The organism is Echinicola jeungdonensis, assembly GCF_030409905.1.
GTDB lineage: Bacteria > Bacteroidota > Bacteroidia > Cytophagales > Cyclobacteriaceae > Echinicola > Echinicola jeungdonensis.
This window is the reverse complement of the sequence record NZ_JAUFQT010000001.1, coordinates 2,252,988-2,274,070: the sequence shown is the minus strand read 5'-3', so window position 1 is coordinate 2,274,070 and position 21,083 is coordinate 2,252,988. Positions and strand designations below refer to the sequence as shown.

At 41.5% G+C, this 21,083-nt stretch carries 11 protein-coding genes; 2 read left to right on the top strand and 9 right to left on the bottom strand.

What is annotated here, in order from left to right; translation table 11 throughout:
• Positions 1-68 precede the first annotated feature (68 nt).
• The 3 genes from QWY93_RS09355 to QWY93_RS09345 form a co-directional block, all read right to left on the bottom strand.
• Entirely contained in the window at positions 69-3,578 is a 3,510-nt protein-coding gene (locus tag QWY93_RS09355) for a malectin domain-containing carbohydrate-binding protein (protein WP_290247954.1), read from the bottom strand.
• A 257-nt stretch (positions 3,579-3,835) separates the two neighbouring features.
• On the bottom strand, positions 3,836-6,580 hold the full coding sequence (locus QWY93_RS09350) for an alpha-d-galacturonidase (protein ID WP_290247953.1): 2,745 nt from the start codon (positions 6,578-6,580) through the stop codon (positions 3,836-3,838).
• Between the two features lie 259 nt (positions 6,581-6,839).
• On the bottom strand, positions 6,840-7,778 hold the full coding sequence (locus tag QWY93_RS09345) for a sugar phosphate isomerase/epimerase family protein (protein ID WP_290247952.1): 939 nt from the start codon (positions 7,776-7,778) through the stop codon (positions 6,840-6,842).
• Positions 7,779-8,394: 616 nt separating this feature from the next.
• Between QWY93_RS09345 and QWY93_RS09340 the strand changes: the two genes are divergently transcribed.
• Positions 8,395-8,637, top strand: a complete 243-nt coding sequence (locus tag QWY93_RS09340; protein WP_290247951.1) for a hypothetical protein — start codon at positions 8,395-8,397, stop codon at positions 8,635-8,637.
• Between the two features lie 151 nt (positions 8,638-8,788).
• Here the strand turns inward: QWY93_RS09340 and QWY93_RS09335 are convergent, their stop codons facing one another.
• The 3 genes from QWY93_RS09335 to QWY93_RS09325 form a co-directional block, all read right to left on the bottom strand.
• Positions 8,789-10,312 carry a family 43 glycosylhydrolase gene (locus tag QWY93_RS09335; RefSeq protein WP_290247950.1) on the bottom strand — a complete coding sequence of 508 codons (1,524 nt, stop codon included), beginning with the start codon at positions 10,310-10,312 and terminating at the stop codon, positions 8,789-8,791.
• A 9-nt stretch (positions 10,313-10,321) separates the two neighbouring features.
• Positions 10,322-12,298 carry an alpha-L-arabinofuranosidase family protein gene (locus QWY93_RS09330; protein WP_290247949.1) on the bottom strand — a complete coding sequence of 659 codons (1,977 nt, stop codon included), beginning with the start codon at positions 12,296-12,298 and terminating at the stop codon, positions 10,322-10,324.
• Between the two features lie 359 nt (positions 12,299-12,657).
• Positions 12,658-14,016 (bottom strand): rhamnogalacturonan acetylesterase, encoded by a 1,359-nt coding sequence (locus tag QWY93_RS09325; protein ID WP_290247948.1) that lies wholly within the window; start codon positions 14,014-14,016, stop codon positions 12,658-12,660.
• 410 nt (positions 14,017-14,426) lie between these two features.
• On the opposite strand from QWY93_RS09325, the gene QWY93_RS09320 reads away from it, so the two are divergent.
• On the top strand, positions 14,427-15,671 hold the full coding sequence (locus QWY93_RS09320) for a tagaturonate epimerase family protein (protein ID WP_290247947.1): 1,245 nt from the start codon (positions 14,427-14,429) through the stop codon (positions 15,669-15,671).
• A 114-nt stretch (positions 15,672-15,785) separates the two neighbouring features.
• On the opposite strand, the gene QWY93_RS09315 is transcribed toward QWY93_RS09320, so the two are convergent.
• From QWY93_RS09315 to QWY93_RS09305, 3 genes are all read right to left on the bottom strand, one after another.
• The gene (locus QWY93_RS09315) at positions 15,786-18,512 is read right to left on the bottom strand and encodes an exo-rhamnogalacturonan lyase family protein (protein ID WP_290247946.1); all 2,727 of its coding nucleotides are present in this window, start codon (positions 18,510-18,512) and stop codon (positions 15,786-15,788) included.
• Positions 18,513-18,659: 147 nt separating this feature from the next.
• Positions 18,660-19,385, bottom strand: a complete 726-nt coding sequence (locus tag QWY93_RS09310; protein ID WP_290247945.1) for a DUF6250 domain-containing protein — start codon at positions 19,383-19,385, stop codon at positions 18,660-18,662.
• Between the two features lie 113 nt (positions 19,386-19,498).
• Positions 19,499-20,794 carry a DUF4861 domain-containing protein gene (locus QWY93_RS09305; protein ID WP_290247944.1) on the bottom strand — a complete coding sequence of 432 codons (1,296 nt, stop codon included), beginning with the start codon at positions 20,792-20,794 and terminating at the stop codon, positions 19,499-19,501.
• Positions 20,795-21,083 lie beyond the last annotated feature (289 nt).

The window sequence follows — 21,083 nt, the reverse complement described above, 5'->3', positions numbered from 1 at the left end:
TCCGCCCCTGTGTGTCCTATTGTACCTACGTGGTAAATTAATTGCCTATTTTATCTATGGGTAAAACCCTATTGGAACTCCATGCGGTCCACCCAAAGACCACCCATATCATCAGCAAATATCCTGATAGTGTATTTACCGGCATTAATCATGCTTCCTGTGGTAGTATTCAGTATTTTCCACTTTTCATCCTTGACTGGGAAAGTAATTTCTTCATCCCGCATCATCACCCCATTATCTGCTTCTATTTGCAAACGTACTTTAATAGGGTGATCAGAAATGTTCATGTACCTAAACCGGATGAGGTAAATCCCCGCCAAACCTGGATTGACTTCCCAGGAAAGTTCTTGTCGGTTATTTTCTGAAAAGGAGATATAGTCACTTTCCTTAAAGTTTCCTTTTTCAATACCTTCTCCACTAAATTCCGCCAATTCAGCTTCCTGCGTTACCACTGGCCGGGCTTCATCCCCTTCACCCATAGTATATGTGGGTACTACTACAACACTATACATGGACTTTGCATTTTGACCATTTGGACCAAGCTGGATGGTTTGACCTGCTTTGGCCTTTTTCTGATAAACTTCAAAAACATCTCTCCGGCTATTGACAGCCTGGTCTTTGGTTTTCCCATAATTTCCCATCCAATCCGGAAGCGTTTTTACCGCATTATCCATAAGGACAAAAACATTTGATGCTTCCTGAACTTCAAAAGAACCATTAAAATCCTTGTCATTGAGACCTGCATTAAAACAGATCCAATCTGCCCCAAATAATTTATATGGCAATTGGTTAAATTGGAGAGGGCTGTTCAGGTATTGATTTTGCCCATTGTCTAACCATGTTTTCACCTCCGCCTGGTCTTCATCTGTTGTTTTCAAAGCAAGGATGTTTTTTGGCGAACTTAGAGCAGGAACTGGATTTTCTATTGGGCTGGCAATGGCAATTCCTGAAATGAGAGCTTGGCCTGAAGTGATTTTTGGGAAAGAAATGGTCAACAGTCCATCTTTGGATTTTCCTTTTACCACCTTTTTCAAAGCATGGTCATGACCTACCTCACTCCAGACATCAAGGTTTTGCAATACCGTATCTCCTGAAACGGCTACATCAAAATCTCTCCATCCCTCAGCGTCCATTCCTCCACCGGTGCCATACCAAGGTTCATTAAAGTACAACTCAACAAGATATTCACCATCAGGCAGCGGAAATTCAAATTTCAGTTTATGCTTTCCAAATCTGAAATTCTGGAAAAGTTCCCATTCTTTAGTGCCCTTGATAGGATCATGAATTCTTCTTTGGCTGGCATAGAAGGCAGGCAAATCTTTAAAATCATCAGTCCAGGATACAGACCCCCAAAATTTATCATTTGAACGGGGAACATCTGCCATCCATAATTGGCCATGTTGATCGGTGAAATCAGGTCCGCCGGCATTTACCCTGTAAAGGTATTCATACCCTTCCCGGCCTTTCAAAAGATCTGTATCCTCATACAGTTGATCAAATTCTGGAGCCTTCGGAAGGTGGTGCAAAAGAATCATATCTTCCGCCACAGCTTCTCCATCGACATAGCCAATGGCTTTTAATACATTGTATTGGATATCTACCTGATCCCACTGAAAATTATAACCCAGTCCCGGGTTGGATTTCTTACCTAGGGATTGACCATTTACGCCATTAAACAACTCTACTTCATCACAATTAGAGAATACAACCAAACTGTCTTTCACTCCAGGTTCGGTCCACCGGTTAGGCCAGGTGTGGGAAACAATATAGACCATCGGTTCCGTTTCTTTTGGAGCATATTCCGAACGGAACATGAAATAAGTGTCTGTAGGCTCCTCCCAAGGGGTTACCAATCCTTTATAATTGATGGGGCCTACCCTGTCAATATCCCTAAATGCTTCCCCGTTTTGGATTCTACCAGGGTTTTCATGGGAATTAAACAACCAATGGAATTGTCCTGCAAGGCTGTCTTTATGCTCCTCAGCTTCCCTGACCTTGATCTGCATCAACTGGTAAAAACGGTCTTCACTGTAAATACCATCCTGGTCAAATGGCCCTTCTGTATGAAGCCCCAGGGTCCTCCAGGCACCAAATTCTCCATTTAAAATTTGTTCACTCAGTTCTTCTCCATATTGATGTGGATCTCCACCATAAGTTCCTGACCAGTTTTGAATCACATTCCAATCAGTACCCTCACCACCATTACAGGTAGTAACCAACCTTTGAGAGGAGGTGGAAGGATCCATCTCCCGGATAATTTCGGTACATTCTTTAGCAAAAGCCTTAGGGATGGTACTTTCATTTTGCAAGCCCCAAAGCACCACGGACGGACTGTTTCTTCTTTCCTTGACCCAATCTCTTAGTCGTTTCTTGAAATTCTCTCTAAAGTCAGGGGTGTCATACCAGATATGGGCGGAAAATTGGGTCCAGAAAAGAATCCCGTTTTTATCCCACTGCTCATGATATTTGAAATTATGGGGCTGGTGCGCATCACGGAATGCATTAAACCCTGCTGCCAGCATTTGATCCACCCTGGATTGAACTTGCTGATCAGTAAAGGCATGGCTTTGGCCCATCAAATGCTCATATTCACAAATCCCGTTGATATATAATGGCTCTCCATTGATAAAGAAACGATGGTCACCATCATTCCTTCCTGCTGGCCAGCTGACCCAACGGATTCCGTAAGGAGTTTTCAATTCATCTATTACCTGGCCATTTTCTTGGACTTCAGTGACCATAGTGTACAGGTAAGGATCCTTTGGCGACCAAAGGTGTGGGTTTTCCAATACAGGCGTGGCCTGCTGGAATTTTTCGATCTTACCCGGGGCTATGCTGATTTCCTGCTTTTGTTGGTCAACTTCCTCGCCTTTGGCATCTAAAAGCCTGTTGACAAGGGTTAATTTGCGGGTTTCTTTTCCATAGTTTTTTAGTTCGGTATTGATATGAAGCTGGGCGGCTTCTTTGCTGATTTCTTCATCACTCCAGATATGGACCCCAAAAGGTTCTATCCTAACAGGGGCAGTTACTACGAGGGAAACCGGCCTAAAAATCCCCATTGGCTGGGAACCTTCAGAAAATCCCCATTCACCGGAACAGCCCCCGCAAACCCAGGGCAAGTCAGCAATCATTGCGGGATGGTCAGCTTTTACGGCGATGGTATTTTCACCTTCAAAGGAAACGGCATCGGTGATGTCCAGGGTAAAGGTTGTCCTACCACCTGCATGTTCTCCTACTTTTTCACCATTGACATAAACGGTGGCATAGGAACCAACCCCTTCAAAAAACAGAAAATGCTGTTTTCCCTGATTTTTCGGGTCCAGGTGAATTTGCTTTCTGTACCAGGCTGCACCATGGCGGTTACCATGCTTCATTCTCCGGAACCCTTCATACTGATCCCAGTTATGAGGCACATCCACCTTAAGCCAATTTTCATCATCAAAGTTGGGCTGTTCGAAATTCTTCTCGATTAAAGGCTTGGGCCCTGAAGCAATAGTCTTCCAATTTTGGTTGAGGGAAATTTCTTGTCTTACTTCTTGTGCATTCAGCCTTAAAACCAAACTGCAACTCAAAAGCATGACGAACCAAAAACTCTTAATAAAATTAATAAACATGTATTTTTATTGTTCTGATTTTCATTATTCTATACAGCAAAGAACTCAAGGTGAAGCGTAAAATACTTTTGAACAATTCCCTTATTACCCTTTGCGAACTTAGCGTCTTTGCGTGAATATATTTTTCTCGCAGAGATGCAGAGGACGCAAGGAATTAATATTCACAAAAAAACAGCTATTGGGTGTCAAACTCAATTCATACATCTCTCTCTAACATCTCCTTAATAAAACACCCAATCTACGGCTGCTTTTTGCTCTTCACCTATCAATCCAACCTCCCTGGATTGGATTTCCTGACCTGCATCAATGGCTCCCAGGATCAGCACTTTCCCCTCTCCCAAAACCAACTCATTATCTCCTGCTTCAAATTCATAAGTATGGATATTAACCGGTGGCAATCCAGCGATCTCCATAGCATTGGCCAACTGCACCTCTGCCTGTCCTCTCATATTCCCTGCTGCATTGGTTTCCAGTGTAGGTGGATTCAGGTAATGCTTATCTCCGGTATTGAAAAAGCCAACAACCAGTTTGATAGGCTTTTCATTGCTGAATTGGAGGGTAATTCCTTCATCATCCAGTTTCTCCGAGTTCAACTTAAGGCCTTCCAATCCTTTGATTTCATCCGCCAAACGGACAATGGAACCTTGATCATCAGTAAACACTTTATATCCTGCTTGGGCAGTAAAATCAGCATAAACTCCTTTCCAGTTGATTGCAGCTTTTTGCCAGGGGTCCACTTCTTTTTGGGGCATTTGCCCATCCTTGCTGTTTTTCAGCAATTCGATATTCCGCTTCAAACTGGCCAATTCCTCTTCATAATGCGGCAACAATTCTATCCAATGCTTGTTTTTCCCATCATTACCACCAACAGGAATTCTCCTCATATTGGTTTGCATGCTGTTGGCATAATGATAGGAGTCCTTAGTAAGGTCCACCAACTTTTTATAATGTTCTACGCTTTTTTCCAGGTAAGGAACGGCTTCCTCCAGGTCTGAAACTTCATTGGAATATTTAAACTCCAAAACCTCCATGGCAGCTCTTACTTTGGCAGCAAAGAAATCAGCAAAAGCTTTATAGGCATATACATCATTTTTCAACCTTTCAAATTCGGCCTTATCCCCATTGACCATAGGAGCTGCTTTTTCAATGGCTTCAACAGCTTTTTCTCCATGGGCTTCTACTTCCTGAATAATTTGAGGAGGAGTTTCGCCTTCATGAGGCTGACCTTTCCATTCTTTTTCTGCATAATCCACCAAAATCTCCCCTACTGGTCCACAGGATTCATAAAATCCTGGGTACACCCTCCATTTGTAAGGATTCACCAATTGGCTTCCAAACATCCCCAATAGCAAGGTCTGTCTGTTTCCTTCTGTAATGCCAAATCTCCTTAAAAGTTTAGGAGCAATTTCACCGGTTTCTTCATAGGCTTCCAGAATGTACCTGCCGCCTTCTCCGGCATCATATTTATTTCCCACCATTTCTGTCCAATAGGCAATTTCATCTTCCCGGTCTCTTTGACTTTCCCAGGCATACCTACCCCAGGCTTTATACCAAATCCAATCCCTTTCTATCTGAAGCAGACGATCCCCTGAAGCTAACTTATCAGCCGTATAAGGCCAGTCCCAATAAGAAGCCTGGGGGTAAAGGTGAAGGGCATTGGCACCATGAACTTCATGCATGGCTTTCACACTTTTTTGGATAAAATCCGGAGAACCATAGCGAAATGGCTCCAGGTTTGCCAAGATATGTACGTTGGAAATATGGATATTGCCTTTGGAGCTCAAGTCCCTGTGAATTTGGGACCAAGGTCCTCTTGGCTCATAAGTCGTCAATGATTCACCATTGTATTTATGCGTAGTGTATAAATTCTTATAGATGGGCAATGATTTCTCCATCACCAACGGGGCATTGGTATCATGGGCCCGAAGGATAATTGGTGGTTCTTCATTCGTCCCTAAAGCCTTTAATCCATCCTTTACTCCAGGGATGACGGTTTCGGTAAACCATTTCACATCGGTTTCTTCTCCGGACATGGCCTCCCCGAGAGCCACCAAAAGACCCACATTTGGATATTTTTCGATAAAAGCTGCAATGGATTTTTGAGTATAATCAGCAATAAAAGGCAAAATAGGCCGGCTACGGTCCTGGGTTTTAATCCCGTGGTGGTCAGCAAAAGGTTTTGAAACGATGATGTTATAAAACATCTGGATAACCCAAATTCCCCGTTTATCGGCTTCCTCAGTAATAAACTTAAACATCTCCTCATTTTTTTTGAAGGTTTCATCATCCACCTCCACGGCATAAGGATAATCCTCCAGTTTTACCAGAGAAGCAAAAGGGTGCCCATTCCACAAGTACAAAGAATTCATGCGGTTTTCTACCAGCATGTCCAGATAATCAATCCAGAGTTCCTTATCGTAAAACCAAGGAAAATTTTCAGGGGTGTAAGGATATTCATAAACCCCTCTACCGGGAAGATATTCGGTTTTCTGCATCCCAATACAAGCCCCGCGAAGTACCATTTCTGGTTCATCGGTTAGATTGATGGAAAAATCAAGTTCACCTTCTTTTTTCAAACGGTTGGCTAAATCAATGGCACCATAAAGAGCACCAGAACCATCCGCACCCTGAACAGCAATTAGCTTATCTTTACTGGAAATTTGGAAACCTTCATCCCCTGGTTTCTCGCCGGATGCGGGTTCAAAGCCATTTTGGGTCAACCAATCCGAATAAATTTCATCGTCCCACGTTCCTAAGGCAATGGCCTTTCCTTTACCGTTCCAGTTTTGGGGAGAAGTGCTTTGAACCTCAAACCCTGCCATGGTAAAGGCTTCCATAAGTTTTTCCTTTCCAAATTCCACTCGGTTCGAGGCTCCTTCAGTGGAAATTAGAGTAATGCTTTCCTTTTGGGAGCAGCTGCCCAAAATCAGGGCAAAAATCAATAACTGAATAATGGGAAGTTTCATGGTCTTTTGGGCTTTTAATAAATTGAACATTTGGTTATCACAACTTTTATGGCCTGATAGATTTAATTGCTAATCTTCTCAAATTTCAGGGAGAAATTCTACTCCTTTTTTTTGCAATTACCTATCAAAAATTACCTGATTCTTGAAAGGCTTAAAAGGAGTCATTCCCTGAAAATCCCTTAGAGGACATTTTCAAGAAAAACTCCTTTAACTAAAAAGCTTATGGAACTAAGCATTAGGCCAATGAGAAACTGGGGAATTAGCTTTCCTGAAATACTTCTTTCATATATTCCACGTTGGAACCGTAATTGTACTTCCTGTTATGAACATCATCCACATCTCTGGACCGCTCAATAATGAGCCAACCGGACCAGCCCATTTTGTCAAGGGTCTTTTTGATCTTTGGCATATCAAATGCCGGATCGTTTTCTATCAATTCACCGTCGGTATTTGAACAATGGATTTGGGCAATATTCTCCGCTCCCAACTTTTTGAGTTCACTTGGAATATCCCTTCCATCCCTAATCGCATTGGCAAAATTGTAAGAGATCTTCACTCCAGGGGAATTCACATCTTTCAGCAATTCCAATTCTCCCTCAGCATCAAGAGCAGTTTCCACGGCAATCACCCCACCAATTTTATGGGCTTTTTCCCCTGCCATTTTAAGTCTTTCCACGATGGCAGGCCTCAATTCTGGCTTTTTGACCAAATCCCCGGGTACTCCCAAAGGCAAATAGGCAATCTTTATTCCCATGGCATCCATCGTATCCACGGTATCCTGCACCATTTTTGGAACGGTCGGCCTTTCGGCAAAGGACTGGGCATAAAAACCCGACATAGCAATAGAGCTGATTTCAACACCCTGCTTTTTGGCTTCTGCCAGGAACTTTTGTTGCATTTCCGGATCTCCCAGTTTGCTATCAAAAGTTACCCGGTCACCCAGGCCACCCATATCCATTTGGATTCCATCTGCGTTGATCTCATTGGCAAATTCAAAAGCGCTTAGTTTTTGCCTTTTAAGGATCATCCAATCACAAACGGCCACTTTATAACGTTCTTCACTTCCAAAGCCCAAACCACTGGCTGATGAACAGCTGACCAAGGCCTGACCGGACATAATTCCGGTTCCTATTAAAGCAAGTGATTTGATAAACCCTCTTCGGCTTGAGGTCAATTCTTTATTAGTTTCTTTATTCATGTTGTAAAACTTATTCCCCTTATTTTCTGGATTTTTTACAGTAAAAATTCATTTCGCCTAAATAGAAATAAGGAAATGAAATTTAGGAAACAATTTAAAAAGCTTAAGTGCAGTGGCTATCCTGTACCTTCATGTCAGAAACTTTAAGGCTTGTCTACGATTAAAACTATGGCCATTTTTCCTAAATACGTCTATGTCTAAAGAAACTTGTCCTCGTTTGCAACGAGGACAACTCGTGAATTCGGCATTTGCAATGCATATAATAATTTCCTATTTTAAGTAATCATAATTTTTTCATTTATCATGTCAAGAGACAAATACTTTATCCAAGATCAAAATAGCACCTATTTCTTAACGCTTACCGTAGTTGATTGGGTGGATATCTTTACTAGAGTAAATTACAAGGATATTATTGTTGATTCCCTTAACTTTTGCTGTTCCTCAAAGGGACTTCACTTAAATGCTTGGGTTATAATGAGCAACCATCTTCATTTAGTCGGCCGATGTGAACACCCTCATTTGATGTCGCATTTCTTAAGAGATTTCAAAAAAATTTACAGCTAAAAATATCATCAAGGAAATACTCAATGTAAATGAAAGTAGAAGCAAATGGCTATTGGAAAGGTTTACTATCTACGCAAAAAACTCTAAAAGGCACAAAGATTATAGGTTTTGGAAAGATGGAAATCACACTATTGATTTTAACAATAACAATATTGATGTCATCCAAAAAATTAACTACATCCATAATAACCCTATAAAAGCTGGAATTGTGGAATCTCCTGAACATTATGTTTATAGTAGTGCCAGGGATTATATGTTAGGCACGAAAGGGTTGGTTCCAGTTGAAATTATTTAGGATACTATTGCTACGAGCAATGCTAATGCGAAACTCAAAAGCCACATTGCAATAGCCCTCGTTTGAAACGAGGGCTATCTTTTTTATTACAGCTGCGTCCAGAAAATGGTCCTCGTTTGAAACGAGGACCAGTCATGCTGGCTTAAAATATTCAATAAACTCCCATTTCCCAAATACCCGGATGGCCATTCAATATCGTGACTTTTAAGTATCGGGCCTTCCCTACTCCTTCTATCCAATGAGGGGTTCTGACCTTCTGGTTTTCCTGCTTCATTACTTCCTTCCACCGGATTCCGTCTTCTGACTTTTCCAGCTTGTAAGCATGCCCAAAAACTGGATGGACAAATGCTAAAGAGATTTTCTTTACTTTCTTGGCTTTGCCTAAATCCAGCTGCAAAGAGGGTTTGGGATCAGTTTCTCTGGCCACCCAACTGGTATAATTGCTGTTGTCCACGGCATTTTCTGGGCCATAAGTAAAAGTCTTGGTTGACGACTTTTCATTGGGTCCGGATAATCCATCCAAGCGATTCGGATTGACATCCATGTTGGCTTCCACCTTTTTGGGCCCTTTCCAACTGGAAGCTGTAATTTTGGCGATCTCCAATTGTTTGGAAGAAATACTTTTATCTTTACCCAAATAGCCTACGCCTTCAAAATTAACTTCCATGGGTTTTATGGTCCCATCAGGGTTAAACTCCAACTCATTGGCAAACACCTGCCGGGTGGTGCCGCCTTCTCCATATTCCAAATAGGAAAACAGGTACTTATCTTCTTCCGGAACCTTGAAAATATTACCATGACCGGGCCCCCAAACCCCTGTTTCAACATCTGAATGGATGAAAATATCCGGCCCCTCAGGTTTTTCAAAAGGTCCTAGCGGTCCATCCTTACTGATCATATAGGCATTTTTATAATTGGCATGCCCTGACAAGGTATAGAGATAATAATAAATCCCATCTCTTTTAAATAAAGTCGGTCCTTCAGAATACCCTCCATGGTTGGTGGAGATTTTTACAAGTTCACCATCAATTCCCGTCCAATCCTCATTGAGCTTTGCGGCATTTCGCCTTCTCCAATAGACATAAGCACTGCCATCATCATCAATAAAAACCTCTGCATCAATATCGTTAATCAATGGCTTGGCTTCACTATTTGCCTTTTCAGGTTCATTGAAGTAAAGGCCATCACCATTGACAAATTCATAAGGACCCTCCGGGTGTTCAGCTACCATGACATAAATGCCCATTGAATCATCGGGCTTTACAATGGTCGGAAACAAATAAAATTTCCCCTCCTTTTTCCTAGGCCTTCCCGGTGCCCAATATCTAAAATAGCCAGTTTTTGAGTTTCCTTCTTTATCGACAAATTCATAGGGTTTGCTCCAGTCTACCCCATTTAAAATGGTCCCATCAAAACTCCAATTCACAAAATCCTTGGATTTCCAGACCACGGGAGGCCCCATTTGAGCTAGTCCCCTATCAATATCCGTGGTCCCAAAAAGGTAATAAGTTCCATCAAAAAAAGCGACTGATGGATCTGCAATGTTATCAGGCAAAATTGGATTAAACTTTTCCTGTCCATAGGAAAGGTTGACCCAAATAAAGCTGGCCATTATAACCATTGCAGACTTTTGAAAAGGCCTGCTTTTTATTATTTCTTCAATATTCCAAAACATAGAAATGGTTTATTTACTCAATTTAACTTTACCGACATTGACAGATTGACCTTTCAATTCCATTTCAATGGTTTTTCTTTTTACCTCTAATGTCTTTTCAACCGGCTCCAAATTGGTTGGGTTTTCCAGTGAGTTTACCGCAGCGAGGTCATCACTGGCCATTTCCAAAAGGATTCCTTTTCCATTACCTCGATACCTGCCATTCAAGTCAATAATCACTTTTTGAGGTTCCTTAGAAATATTGACCACTTTAAAGATTAACTCATTAGTGTTTTCATCAATGGTAGCTGAGGCATAAAGGCCATCTTCCCCGGCCAAACTTTTATCAGCTTCAGTAATAGGTACTACATGTGTACCTGGATTGGTAGAGAATAATTTTTGGACATAGTAGTTTGGTGTACCATAGGACCTAAGGTTGTCAAACCAAATCAAATCCGGGTTCCATTGCCAACCTTCAACATGTGCAAATAATGGAGCATAAGAAGCCAACCTAACAACCGCTGCATTTCTCTCCAACCCGGTCATAAAAGCTGCTTCTGATAGGGCTGCTTCCCAGTTGTTTCGCTTCAATGCTTCCCTTGTCATATTTGTATGCGCCGCATATTCCCCTGCAAAAACTTTAGGACCATTACGGTCATAGTCATCATATCGACGGGCATTGCTGCGGAACCACTCAGGTGATCGGTAGTAATGTTCATCCACCAGTTTTGCATCCATTTTCTTCAATTCTCCCCATAGATATTCAAATTCCCTTCCATCAGGAAATGGACCTGAAGTACTGACAATGGTCACATCGGGATAAGCTGCACTTATGGCTTTTTGAAAAACTTTGGCCCTCTCGATATACTGCGGTCCCCAGTTTTCATTACCAACACCTATAAATTTCAAGTTAAAAGGTTCGGGATGCCCCATTTCAGCCCTTTTGGCTCCCCACTTGCTATCCACAGGGCCATTGGCAAATTCTATTAAATCAAGAGCATCATTTACGAATGGATCTAAAGCTCCAATAGGAACTTGCTCTCCAGTATTAAATTGGCAGGCCAAACCACAACTTACGATAGGCAATGGCTCTGCTCCAATATCCTCAGCCAGTTGGAAATATTCAAAAAAGCCAATGCCAAATGACTGGTAATAATCCGGGGTCGTCCTATGGGAAAATTCAATATTCCAACGGTTCATCATCACTTCCCGGTCTTCCATTTCGCCAATGGTTTTTTTCCATTGATAGCGGTTTTCCAGATCAAAACCTTCCACAATACATCCACCGGGGAATCTCAAAAATCCGGGATCCATATCGGCAAGCAACTGCACCAAATCCTTTCTCAGGCCTCTTTTATGGCCTTTCCAGGTATCCTCAGGAAACATGGAAATCATATCCACATCCAATTCCCCTTCTCCTTCCAGCAATAACTGAAACTGTACTCCATCCAGGGTTTTGCTGGAGTTCATCACAATTTTATATTCCTTCCACTCATCGGTAAAACCGCTGACTGATCCCTTCCCAATCACTTCATTTCTGTCCAATAATTTGGTGGTAACTTTTAAGTCTTCACCTTTTGCAATTTTGGCGATAAAAGTAACAGTATAATCCAGGCCTTCCTTAACTGCAATACCACGAAATCCTCCATTACTTATTCCAAAGTCACCTTGGTTATTGAGTCTTTGGATTCGGAGGAATTTTTTATTGGCTCCTTCCGGGTGGTTGCGGTTAAAAACATAACCATAGGCACCATGGTCTTCCACCCTTCCCCATCCCATCAATGGATTTTTGAATTCGAAAGAGTAGTTTTTGATCATTTCTGCATAAAGACCTCCATCTGCAGCAAAATTGATATCTTCAAAAAACAAGCCCCACATATTTGGGGAAATGTCCGTTACTTTTTCTTTGAGATCCACCTCCAATTCGGTTGGCTCATTTTGGGCATTTGTCAGCAATGGCGAAATCAAGGCAGCCATTCCCAACAATAGGGTTTTGGTCTTAAACATATTTAGTTTTTTTTATTAATTGGGATTTAGGGTTTAATTGCCAATAAGGCAAAATTGGTCTTTTAAAGATATAAAAAAATAATTAATTGTTTTTTATACACTTATATAAATACTCTTCCAACTCTTTTTAATTCTTTATTGTTTGAACAAGTTTAGCTTTGTTTTTTGATTGGGGCATATAATTTACAAATTAATTGAATAGGAGGGTGAAAATTTAACCTTCCCGCAAAGGAAAAAAAAATGGCGGTCCTGTAACCTTCCTCAAAAAGCTATTACCCATAAAAATGAGATTTTCAATTGACTTTAAACAAAAAAGCCCTTCAAATAAAGGGCTTTTATAATGATTATCTAATCAACAATTAATTTCCATCAGGTTTGATAATTGACACCCGGGGACTGAGTGGCCAATAGAATTCCTCAAAAGCCGGAGGGTTTGCTGGATTGTAGGTTGGAATATCCGGTTTTATCCATTTCACCAAATCCAAATCTGTTTTCTTCAGACCTTCCACCACACAGCTGGCCAATTGATATGCGCCATAAGTGCTGAAGTGGGTATTGTCAGCAAAATCTTCTTCCTGCCCTTCAAAGGTCCCTGCAGGAAAATGGACAAAAGCCTTTTTGGATTCCGTTTCTCCCCAAGCTTCATATAAAGTCTTGCTCATGGCATTGAGATCAATTAGGGCCACATTCTCTTCCTCGGCCAATTGACGCATCGCTTCGGGATATTCTTCCAGGGTATTGATAATTTTTCCATTTTCATCAAAACTCCTGCGATGCATGGAGGTTACCAAAACAGGAATACCTCCCTTTTCTTTAGCAGCAGCCATAAATTCCCTAATCACCTCCTGATAGGAAGTAAACGGCTCAACATGGGCATTTCCTGGTTTTTGGTCATTATGAGTAAATTCAATGAACAAATAATCACCGGGCTTCATCATACTCAATATATTTTCCAACCTGTTATGCCATCTGAATGCTTTAAGGGTAAGACCGGATTCTGCATGGTTTCCTATAACCACTTTGCCAGGCTCAAAAAAGGCGGGAAACATTTGTCCCCAAGCAGCCCAGGGTTCATTGGCCTGATCCACGACAGTGCTGTTACCAGCCAAAAATACGGTTGGGGCAGTATTGTTAGGGGTAATCTCTATCCCCGCTACTTTTGGCATATCTCCATTAAACTCAATAGTCAATTGGTGGTCCCAGTGCAAATAGTCATGTTCTCTGGATTTTAACTTCACCTTTTTATTAGTGCCGGCAATTTCAGGATAGCGAATATGGACGGAAAAATTCTTTTCAATTATTTCTCCAGATTTGGTTTCAGTTTTTCCCACCATCAATCTTCTGTTTTCTACTCTAATGGTGCTGGAAGAAGTTCCCTCTTTATCCCCTAAAATTACTTTGACATCATAATTTCCTTCAGGAACATCTACGGTAAAGAAAAAAGGGCTCTTAGAACTTAAAAAATCATTTTCCAGAACATTTCCTCCCCGGTCAGCAGCTTCCAATTCCGGAGCATCCAAAAAGCCAAACCCTTTGGCAGAATCGTACATATTCTCAGGTCGAACTTGATGGTATCCTTCGGCAATCTTTCCTGTGCCAAAATCAAATTTATATGTGGAAGATTGAATTTCTTGTTGTTGGGTTTTACAGGAAATCAATGAGCTGCAAATGGCAAAAGCCCCTATCCCGAGGCAATATATAAATGAGTTTCGCTTCATTATTGGTTTGTATTGAGTTTATTAGACATAGCTCCACACTTGAACAGAGGGATTAACTTTATTCAACCAATAAAATTAACGATCCCAGTCTGGGAAACTGTATGGTTTCGTTATGGTGGAAGGAGTTGAGAGTTGTGAGATATTAGATATGAAAAACGTTTACTTCCCTAAATAGCGTTGACCCTTTTGTTTAAAAATCTCATTTAAAGTCCATCGGGCAAATATGAGCCAAAGGCGTGTACTTCCCTAAATACTAAAACTTCCATTTTACCAAAGGCACCAATTACCCTATTTTTTTAGGCCAAAACCAATAATGTTATTAAATTATAGTACTGTTATCAAAAGCCATTTTTCCAACAATAATCTAAAAGAAAAGGCATTAAAGGTTAGTCAACCCAAAATAAACAGCAATGAAAGCATTAGGAAAATATTCATTTGGCATGGGGGATCGATTTGGATTGGAAGGAGATGCCCAGTTAAAGGCCATACTCCATGCCAATGCTAAGAGAATAAACATTACTCCAGTCTGGAATAAATCCCACCGGGAACATTTGACCGTCAATTCCAAACCTGAAATTGTCCGGAAGGAAGCAGAAATTGCTATCAAGAATCTTAATTTTAAAGACCCCTATTTTGTGGACGCAGACCACATCAATTTTGACATCGTGGACGATTATATTCCTTATTGCGACTTTTTTACGATTGATGTGGCTCAGTTTATCGGAAAAGCTCCATACCAGAAGGAAAAGGATGCCTTTTTACAATTTGTGCAACCCTACCAAGGTGCGCTATATATCCCGGGAATAAAGAATTCTATAACTATTGATGAAAATGAGCTGAATGAAATTATCAATACTTTTTTATTTGCTGCTAAAAAAGCCTCAGAGGTGTATGAGCATATCAGTTTAAAAAAGGATGATGATTTTGTTGTAGAGGTTTCCATGGATGAGGTGGCTAAGCCTCAATCTCCAATTGAACTTTTCTTTATTCTTGCTGCCCTTGCCTATTACAAAGTTCCCGTCAGTACCCTTGCCCCCAAATTTACTGGTAGGTTTAACAAAGGAATAGATTACGAAGGGGAATTGAGAATGTTTGAAAAGGAATTTGAGGAAGATCTTCAGGTTTTAAAATTTGCCAAAAAAGAATTTGGGCTTCCTGATCAATTAAAACTTAGCATCCATAGCGGAAGTGATAAATTTTCCATTTATCCTGTCATGAACCGCTTGATCAAAAAACATAATGCAGGAATACACGTCAAAACAGCGGGCACTACCTGGTTAGAGGAAATCACGGTATTAGCAGAAAGCAGCAAGGAGGGTTTTGATTTTGCCCTCAAAGTATATGAGAAAGCCCTGGATCGTTATGATGAACTGACATCCCCTTATCCTGATGTTTTAGACATTGATAAAAAAGCCCTACCCAGCCTAGAAAATCTTAAAAATGATGGCAAGGAAAAAATGGCCCAAGCTTTAAGGCATGAACCAAGAGGAAATCGGATGAACCCCCATTTAAGGCAATTGATGCATTGTGCCTATAAAATTGCTGCTGAAGAAAGGGGAGAATTTTATAACCTAATGACCCTGCACCGAAGGGCCATAGAGGAAAAGGTGATGGAAAATCTTCTGGAGAAACATATTAAGCCGATATTTTTTTAGTATTGAGTAGTGAGATTTAAGTAATGAGTCCGGAAACGGAGTCGTTGACGGCCCATCAACTCTGCTCAGGGGCTAGCACTATCTACTTGATACAAAAATCTTGATTCTAATCCATTACCATTTCAACTCATCACCTATTAATCCAAGGCATTGGATGGCTGCTAATCCCCATTGGGCTGTGGCATTGGTGGAGACATGGGCCTCTTCCATTGGCCTAAGCACCTCATCCCCTTCCAAAGTGCGGACATAAGGTTCCCTGAGGCGATAACCTGCCCCTCCTCCTACAAACTCCCTCCAAGCTCTCTGGGCCAACTCTGGGTCATTTTTTATTTTTGCCGCATAGGCCGTTAGTCGGCTATGGCCCTGGCCAAGGTTCATTTTCCCCAGGGCATTACCCAATACTTCCTCCTGCTCCTCTTCTCCGGCATTATAAAGTTCACAATATTGGATCCAAGCAGCTTCGAATTCCGGCATGTCTATATTCTGTACCAATTCTGCACAAACCTCCATCAAACCGAAGACAGCACTCAAATGAGAAGCTGAGGCCCGTTGATGATCCACCCTATCAAATTCGCCTGTTCTCAGGTCCATTTTAGCTCCTGCGGAGAAAAAACCTTTGGGCTGGGCAGCAATGGTCCGCATGCTGTTCATCAATTTTTCCTTGACCTTATCGTCACCGGTGCGTTCCCATTCTGTAAACCAAGCGGCGGAAACTGCTCCATAATCGGTACCAAAGCTGACATAAACTTTATTGGGGTCACTTTCGGTATCCCAAACGGACTGATCGGTCACCTTTCTGGTGGGAGGAATTTCCTTTAAAGTTTCAACTGCATTTACTTGTTCCCTCATTAGGTCTCCAACTCTTTCATCTGCAGTCAGGTAATAGTAAAACCTTCGGTTAGCCGCCGTGCTGATCCTTAATTGTTTGGCACTGCAGCCCCAATGCTGGACATTATGCCGGCTTCCCAATGGGGCAAAACGCCCCAGATGGTGAACATCCACTTCCCCAGTGTGCCGGGTCATCGCTTCGGCCATCCGGAAAACATCCGCTCTACCGGTCCTTAAAAAATAATACCATAGCCAAAGGTCGGTGGACAATTCTGAGTTGTCCCAGGCAAAGCCTCCTACATCATAACGCCAGGTATGCCTGTCAAAATCATAGGAATGCATAACATCCCCATAATCCCAAAAGCCATACCATCGGCGGTCATCCACCTGTTGGTGGTAAAATTCAAAATAGGCTTCCAAATTATCCTCAATTTTGGATTTAATTAAGGAGCTTCGGTCCGGGAGATCCCAAATTTTACCAAAAACCCCAACCTGATGCAAATAGGCCGGTTCACAACAAACCACGGCGGGTTCCTGGATTCCATTGGCCAAAGCATTGAAAGTTTCGTTTTGAGGAGTTTCCTCAAGTATCCAAAGCTTCATTTCACTGGTTCTGGCAACCCCCATTGGGGTTCCAAAACCTGGTTCATAATCCTCATAGGTGATATTGAGGGCATCCAATTGCTTTTCATGGGTATCCTGTCCCATTCCATCATGGTAAAATCGCAGGTCCATCGCAGGGGCATCAGGGGCCCACAGCCATAAAGTCACTTCACCCTCATCGGTATGGGCATTTCTAATATCAATTTGGGCAGGGTAACTTTGCCAAAAATTCCTTATGCCAAAAACAACCCCTCCTTTTGGGCCACCCAGATAACCAGTCCCCCTTGACCTTTGTCCAAAACCCGATTTCAACCAGGAATGGCCTTTTTTTGTCCTTTTGCGGATTTCGAATGCATCCGGACTGGTTTGTGAAAGTGTATAATCCCCAAAGTTGGGAATGTAATGTAAGCGGCTGGAGACACTTTCAGCAAATTGATCAACTGGAGGTGTTTTTTTGCCTTCTACCTGGGCTGTTTTGATATGTTGCCCGGGGTTTCTTCTTAATCCAGTAAGGCCCTTGACCGCTTCTCCAAAAACGCCTTCTTCTTCGCCGGCAAACCTTATATGCCGGTCATAGAGTTCGTCCTCCATAGGGACAGAAAAACGTAGACCCAATCCTTTAATAAAATCTTTATATTCATCCCCATCATAAATGATGGTATGCATAACCCTAATAGATTCACCTCCCTGATAAAAATAAAGCCGTACCACAAAGGGCAGCCAAGCTTTTTTCCCCTCCGCATCATGTTTCCCCTCAATTTTTACAACCGTCCTTAATGGGCCCTTTTGCTCGAGACTTATCTTTTCAATTTTCCCTTCAAATTCAGAAGTGTTCACTGTTCCTTCTTCACCAGGGGCTTGGTCTTGGTGATGCAACACCAATCGACCGTTTTTTAATTGGGTTCTCCCATTCCTTTGAACAGCCGCAATTAAATCTTTTCCCTTTTTGTTGATCGTACATTGGATTTTCCCTGTATCGATTGAAATTTCTAAGGAGGTTTCTGCCACTTTAAGGGATTGATCAGGTTGAATTTTTTCCCCTGGTACAAGGCTAAAATCATTAAATCCCGTTACCCCCGAGGGCATAGCATGTCCGGTCCATTTTAAGGATCCATCCGGCCAATATGCCAATGGCCAGGACTGGACAGCATGTTTGGCTCCATTGGTGTTCTTTAGGGAAAAGTCGGCATTTTGCTTTAATTGCCCCATTGGCCAGGGCACACCCCAAGTTGCCCCATCAATAATCCGGTTTTCGGTTTCCTCCAGCCAATGTAAGGCTACAGGTCGCAATGGTGATTTGGGAAAAACACCCCCAACTGCATTAGCAAGGGTGGGGCCTAAAAAAAGTGAAGAACTTAATAAAGCAGAACTTTTTACAAAATTTCTTCGGGTTATATTATAGTTACTCATGGGTTTATTTCGGTTGATTTGAATTTCTTTCCGAATTTTTATTTAGAGAATGGTTAAAGTATAGCCCTCGTTTTAAACTAGGACTATTGAAACAGACCTAATAGATGGACCTCGTTTGAAACGAGGTCCAAAGAAACGATGACTATTCTATTTCTCTAACTGAACAATTTTCAAATTATCAATAGCATGTCTGGACCAGGTGGAGCGGAAACCAAAGTATCCTTCCTCCAATGGGTTTTCATCCTGGTATTGAAAAAACAAATTGTCATCTACCCAATAGCTTACCAGGCCATCATCCACTTTAATCTTGATATCATATACATGATTAGGCTGTAGTAAGTGAGCCTTGTCCCTAAGGTCAAATAACAATGGCTTTTCACCATCACCATGGTATTTCCTAAAGCGGGTTGTGGAATTATAGTTTCCCCCAAATCCAACGTAATACATGCTTAGCGAATCATATTCTTTGAAAGAACCGCTCCTGGTAAATAAGTTTTCATTTCTAGGGTCGGTAGCCATCCAAAACTGATTGAGATCAGATAGCCGGTCATTGACACCTTCTTCCATGATCACTTCCCGTTGATAGGTGATTTCAATGTCTCCTTTAAGTTTTTTGTCCAGCCAGACGGTAACTCCTGCATTGGAATCCAATACCAACTTACCATCTATTACCACTACCTTTGAACTGTCCGGATCCTCTATTTCCGTTTTCCAGGTTTGAGGGTCCAGTTCACCTGAAAAATCAGATTGGAATATCACTTTTTCGGGAGTGGAGCCTTCATTTCTGTCCTTTTGTTCTGTACCTTCCTGAGAGCAGGCTGAAAAGATACCAGCTAAAAAAAGGCCGTATATAAAGTGACGATTAAAATCCATACAATTGTTTTTGCCCAATGCCTTATCCTTTCTTTTACAATTAGAATTAATTAAGAAATAGAAATGATAAAGGTAGAATTGGAAGTAATTCATCATTCCTAAATCTAAATTTCTCATTTCCAGCTCACCTCAACTTCTGCATCAAGCTGTTTGGTGAGATTAGTGACATAATTTTTAAAATATTCCCTATCCCTGAATTGTTCCTCGGACATTCCCCATGCTCCTATTGCATAATAGGAAATAGGTTCATTTTCCTCTATGGATAGCTTGGCCAGGAAACTATTTGACAAATCTCCGGATTCAGGGGCTTCGGAATAGCCCTGGTATTTGGCTTTTGGAAGAATTAAAGCCATGCCCAAATGCCATTCTTTGTCATAACTTTGTTTGTCATGGGTCAACAACACTACCCATTCTTCATTGACTTCTATTTCTTCTAATGGCTGGTCATTATTGATATTTACTAAGCCCACCAAAAAGATTTCGTCTCCCTGAAGTCCAGAAATAGACACTTCATTTTTATAGCCATACATGCCAGGCCAGATGGTAGTTCTTTCCTGAACATCATAGTTGCGATTATGGGTTTGCCAGTTATTGTAATTATACTGAATGATGGACCTGATGGGGCCTTCTTTTACAATTTGGAAAACACTTTCCTCCACATTATTGACTGCATCATCCACCGTAACTCCAAGTCTTGCCGGTGCTTCATCTATCATCAGCGCAAATCCACCAATGCCCAGTGAATTTCCAACGGCCAAAATATCCCGGCCCCAATCTTCCATTACATGGTAATTATCTTCCACAGCGCCTTCACTATTGATCCCCACCGTTTCGGGACTCATATGGCTTACCTTTTTACCAAAAAGGTCTTTGGCATTTCTTCCATCAAAATAATGACGGAAACCTACTTTGTCATTTTCCCATGAGGGACCATCGGTTTGATAGGGCTGGTATCCTACACTTTTTGGCAAACCATCAGCAGGCAAGGTGTCTATTTGGGCAGGTTGAACAGGTTGATCAGCAGCTTCTCTTTTGCCAAACCGTACGCTGGTTCTTTTTTCAAATTCAATAGGTTGATCCACCCATTTTAATTGAACTGTTTTTTCTTCTTGGGCAGCAAAATCAGCCAAGATAAAAAGTTCATCCCATTGGCCATCTCCATCCACATCATCCAACTGCGTGGGAAGGGTGTCCCCTGATGCCTGGGTTACCAAGGGAAACAGCTCCTCATCAGGTAACCCTTTGATTTGGTCTCTTTTAAGAATGACTGGCTTTTCATTTAGCTTTACCCTGGAGGTATTACGCAATACTATTTCGGAATAATCTTTTTCTTGCTGTTTTTCAGCTTGACATGCCAAAAAACCGCAGGCCATGCCTAAAAAGATGAAAGAATTGACAGATGTTTTCATGTATTATAGATATTTTTTTGTCAATGAAGTTAAAAGAGCAATTCTTTTCTGCAAAATGAAACTGATTAAAAAGCCGAATACCCCATTTTCAAATCGTTTCCTAAATCCCAAGGTACTTTCAACTTCCAAAAAAACTCTTCTGATCTGTACTGGTGATAAGGGGTAATTTGATAAGTGGTAAATGAGGCATTTGGAATGTAATGGAACAATTATGGATAGTGGGTTTATTACCTCATAGACAGCTGGGGATTTGCAATGGGCGCTATTAACCAATTCCGCTCACCTAAAC

Bases quoted from the DNA above. Each gene is read 5' to 3' on its own strand.
- QWY93_RS09355 (WP_290247954.1), bottom strand. From the start codon at position 3,578: ATGCTTTTGAGTTGCAGTTTGGTTTTAAGGCTGAATGCACAAGAAGTA.
- QWY93_RS09350 (WP_290247953.1), bottom strand. From the start codon at position 6,580: ATGAAACTTCCCATTATTCAGTTATTGATTTTTGCCCTGATTTTGGGC.
- QWY93_RS09345 (WP_290247952.1), bottom strand. From the start codon at position 7,778: ATGAATAAAGAAACTAATAAAGAATTGACCTCAAGCCGAAGAGGGTTT.
- QWY93_RS09335 (WP_290247950.1), bottom strand. From the start codon at position 10,312: ATGTTTTGGAATATTGAAGAAATAATAAAAAGCAGGCCTTTTCAAAAG.
- QWY93_RS09330 (WP_290247949.1), bottom strand. From the start codon at position 12,298: ATGTTTAAGACCAAAACCCTATTGTTGGGAATGGCTGCCTTGATTTCG.
- QWY93_RS09325 (WP_290247948.1), bottom strand. From the start codon at position 14,016: ATGAAGCGAAACTCATTTATATATTGCCTCGGGATAGGGGCTTTTGCC.
- QWY93_RS09320 (WP_290247947.1), top strand. From the start codon at position 14,427: ATGAAAGCATTAGGAAAATATTCATTTGGCATGGGGGATCGATTTGGA.
- QWY93_RS09315 (WP_290247946.1), bottom strand. From the start codon at position 18,512: ATGAGTAACTATAATATAACCCGAAGAAATTTTGTAAAAAGTTCTGCT.
- QWY93_RS09310 (WP_290247945.1), bottom strand. From the start codon at position 19,385: ATGGATTTTAATCGTCACTTTATATACGGCCTTTTTTTAGCTGGTATC.
- QWY93_RS09305 (WP_290247944.1), bottom strand. From the start codon at position 20,794: ATGAAAACATCTGTCAATTCTTTCATCTTTTTAGGCATGGCCTGCGGT.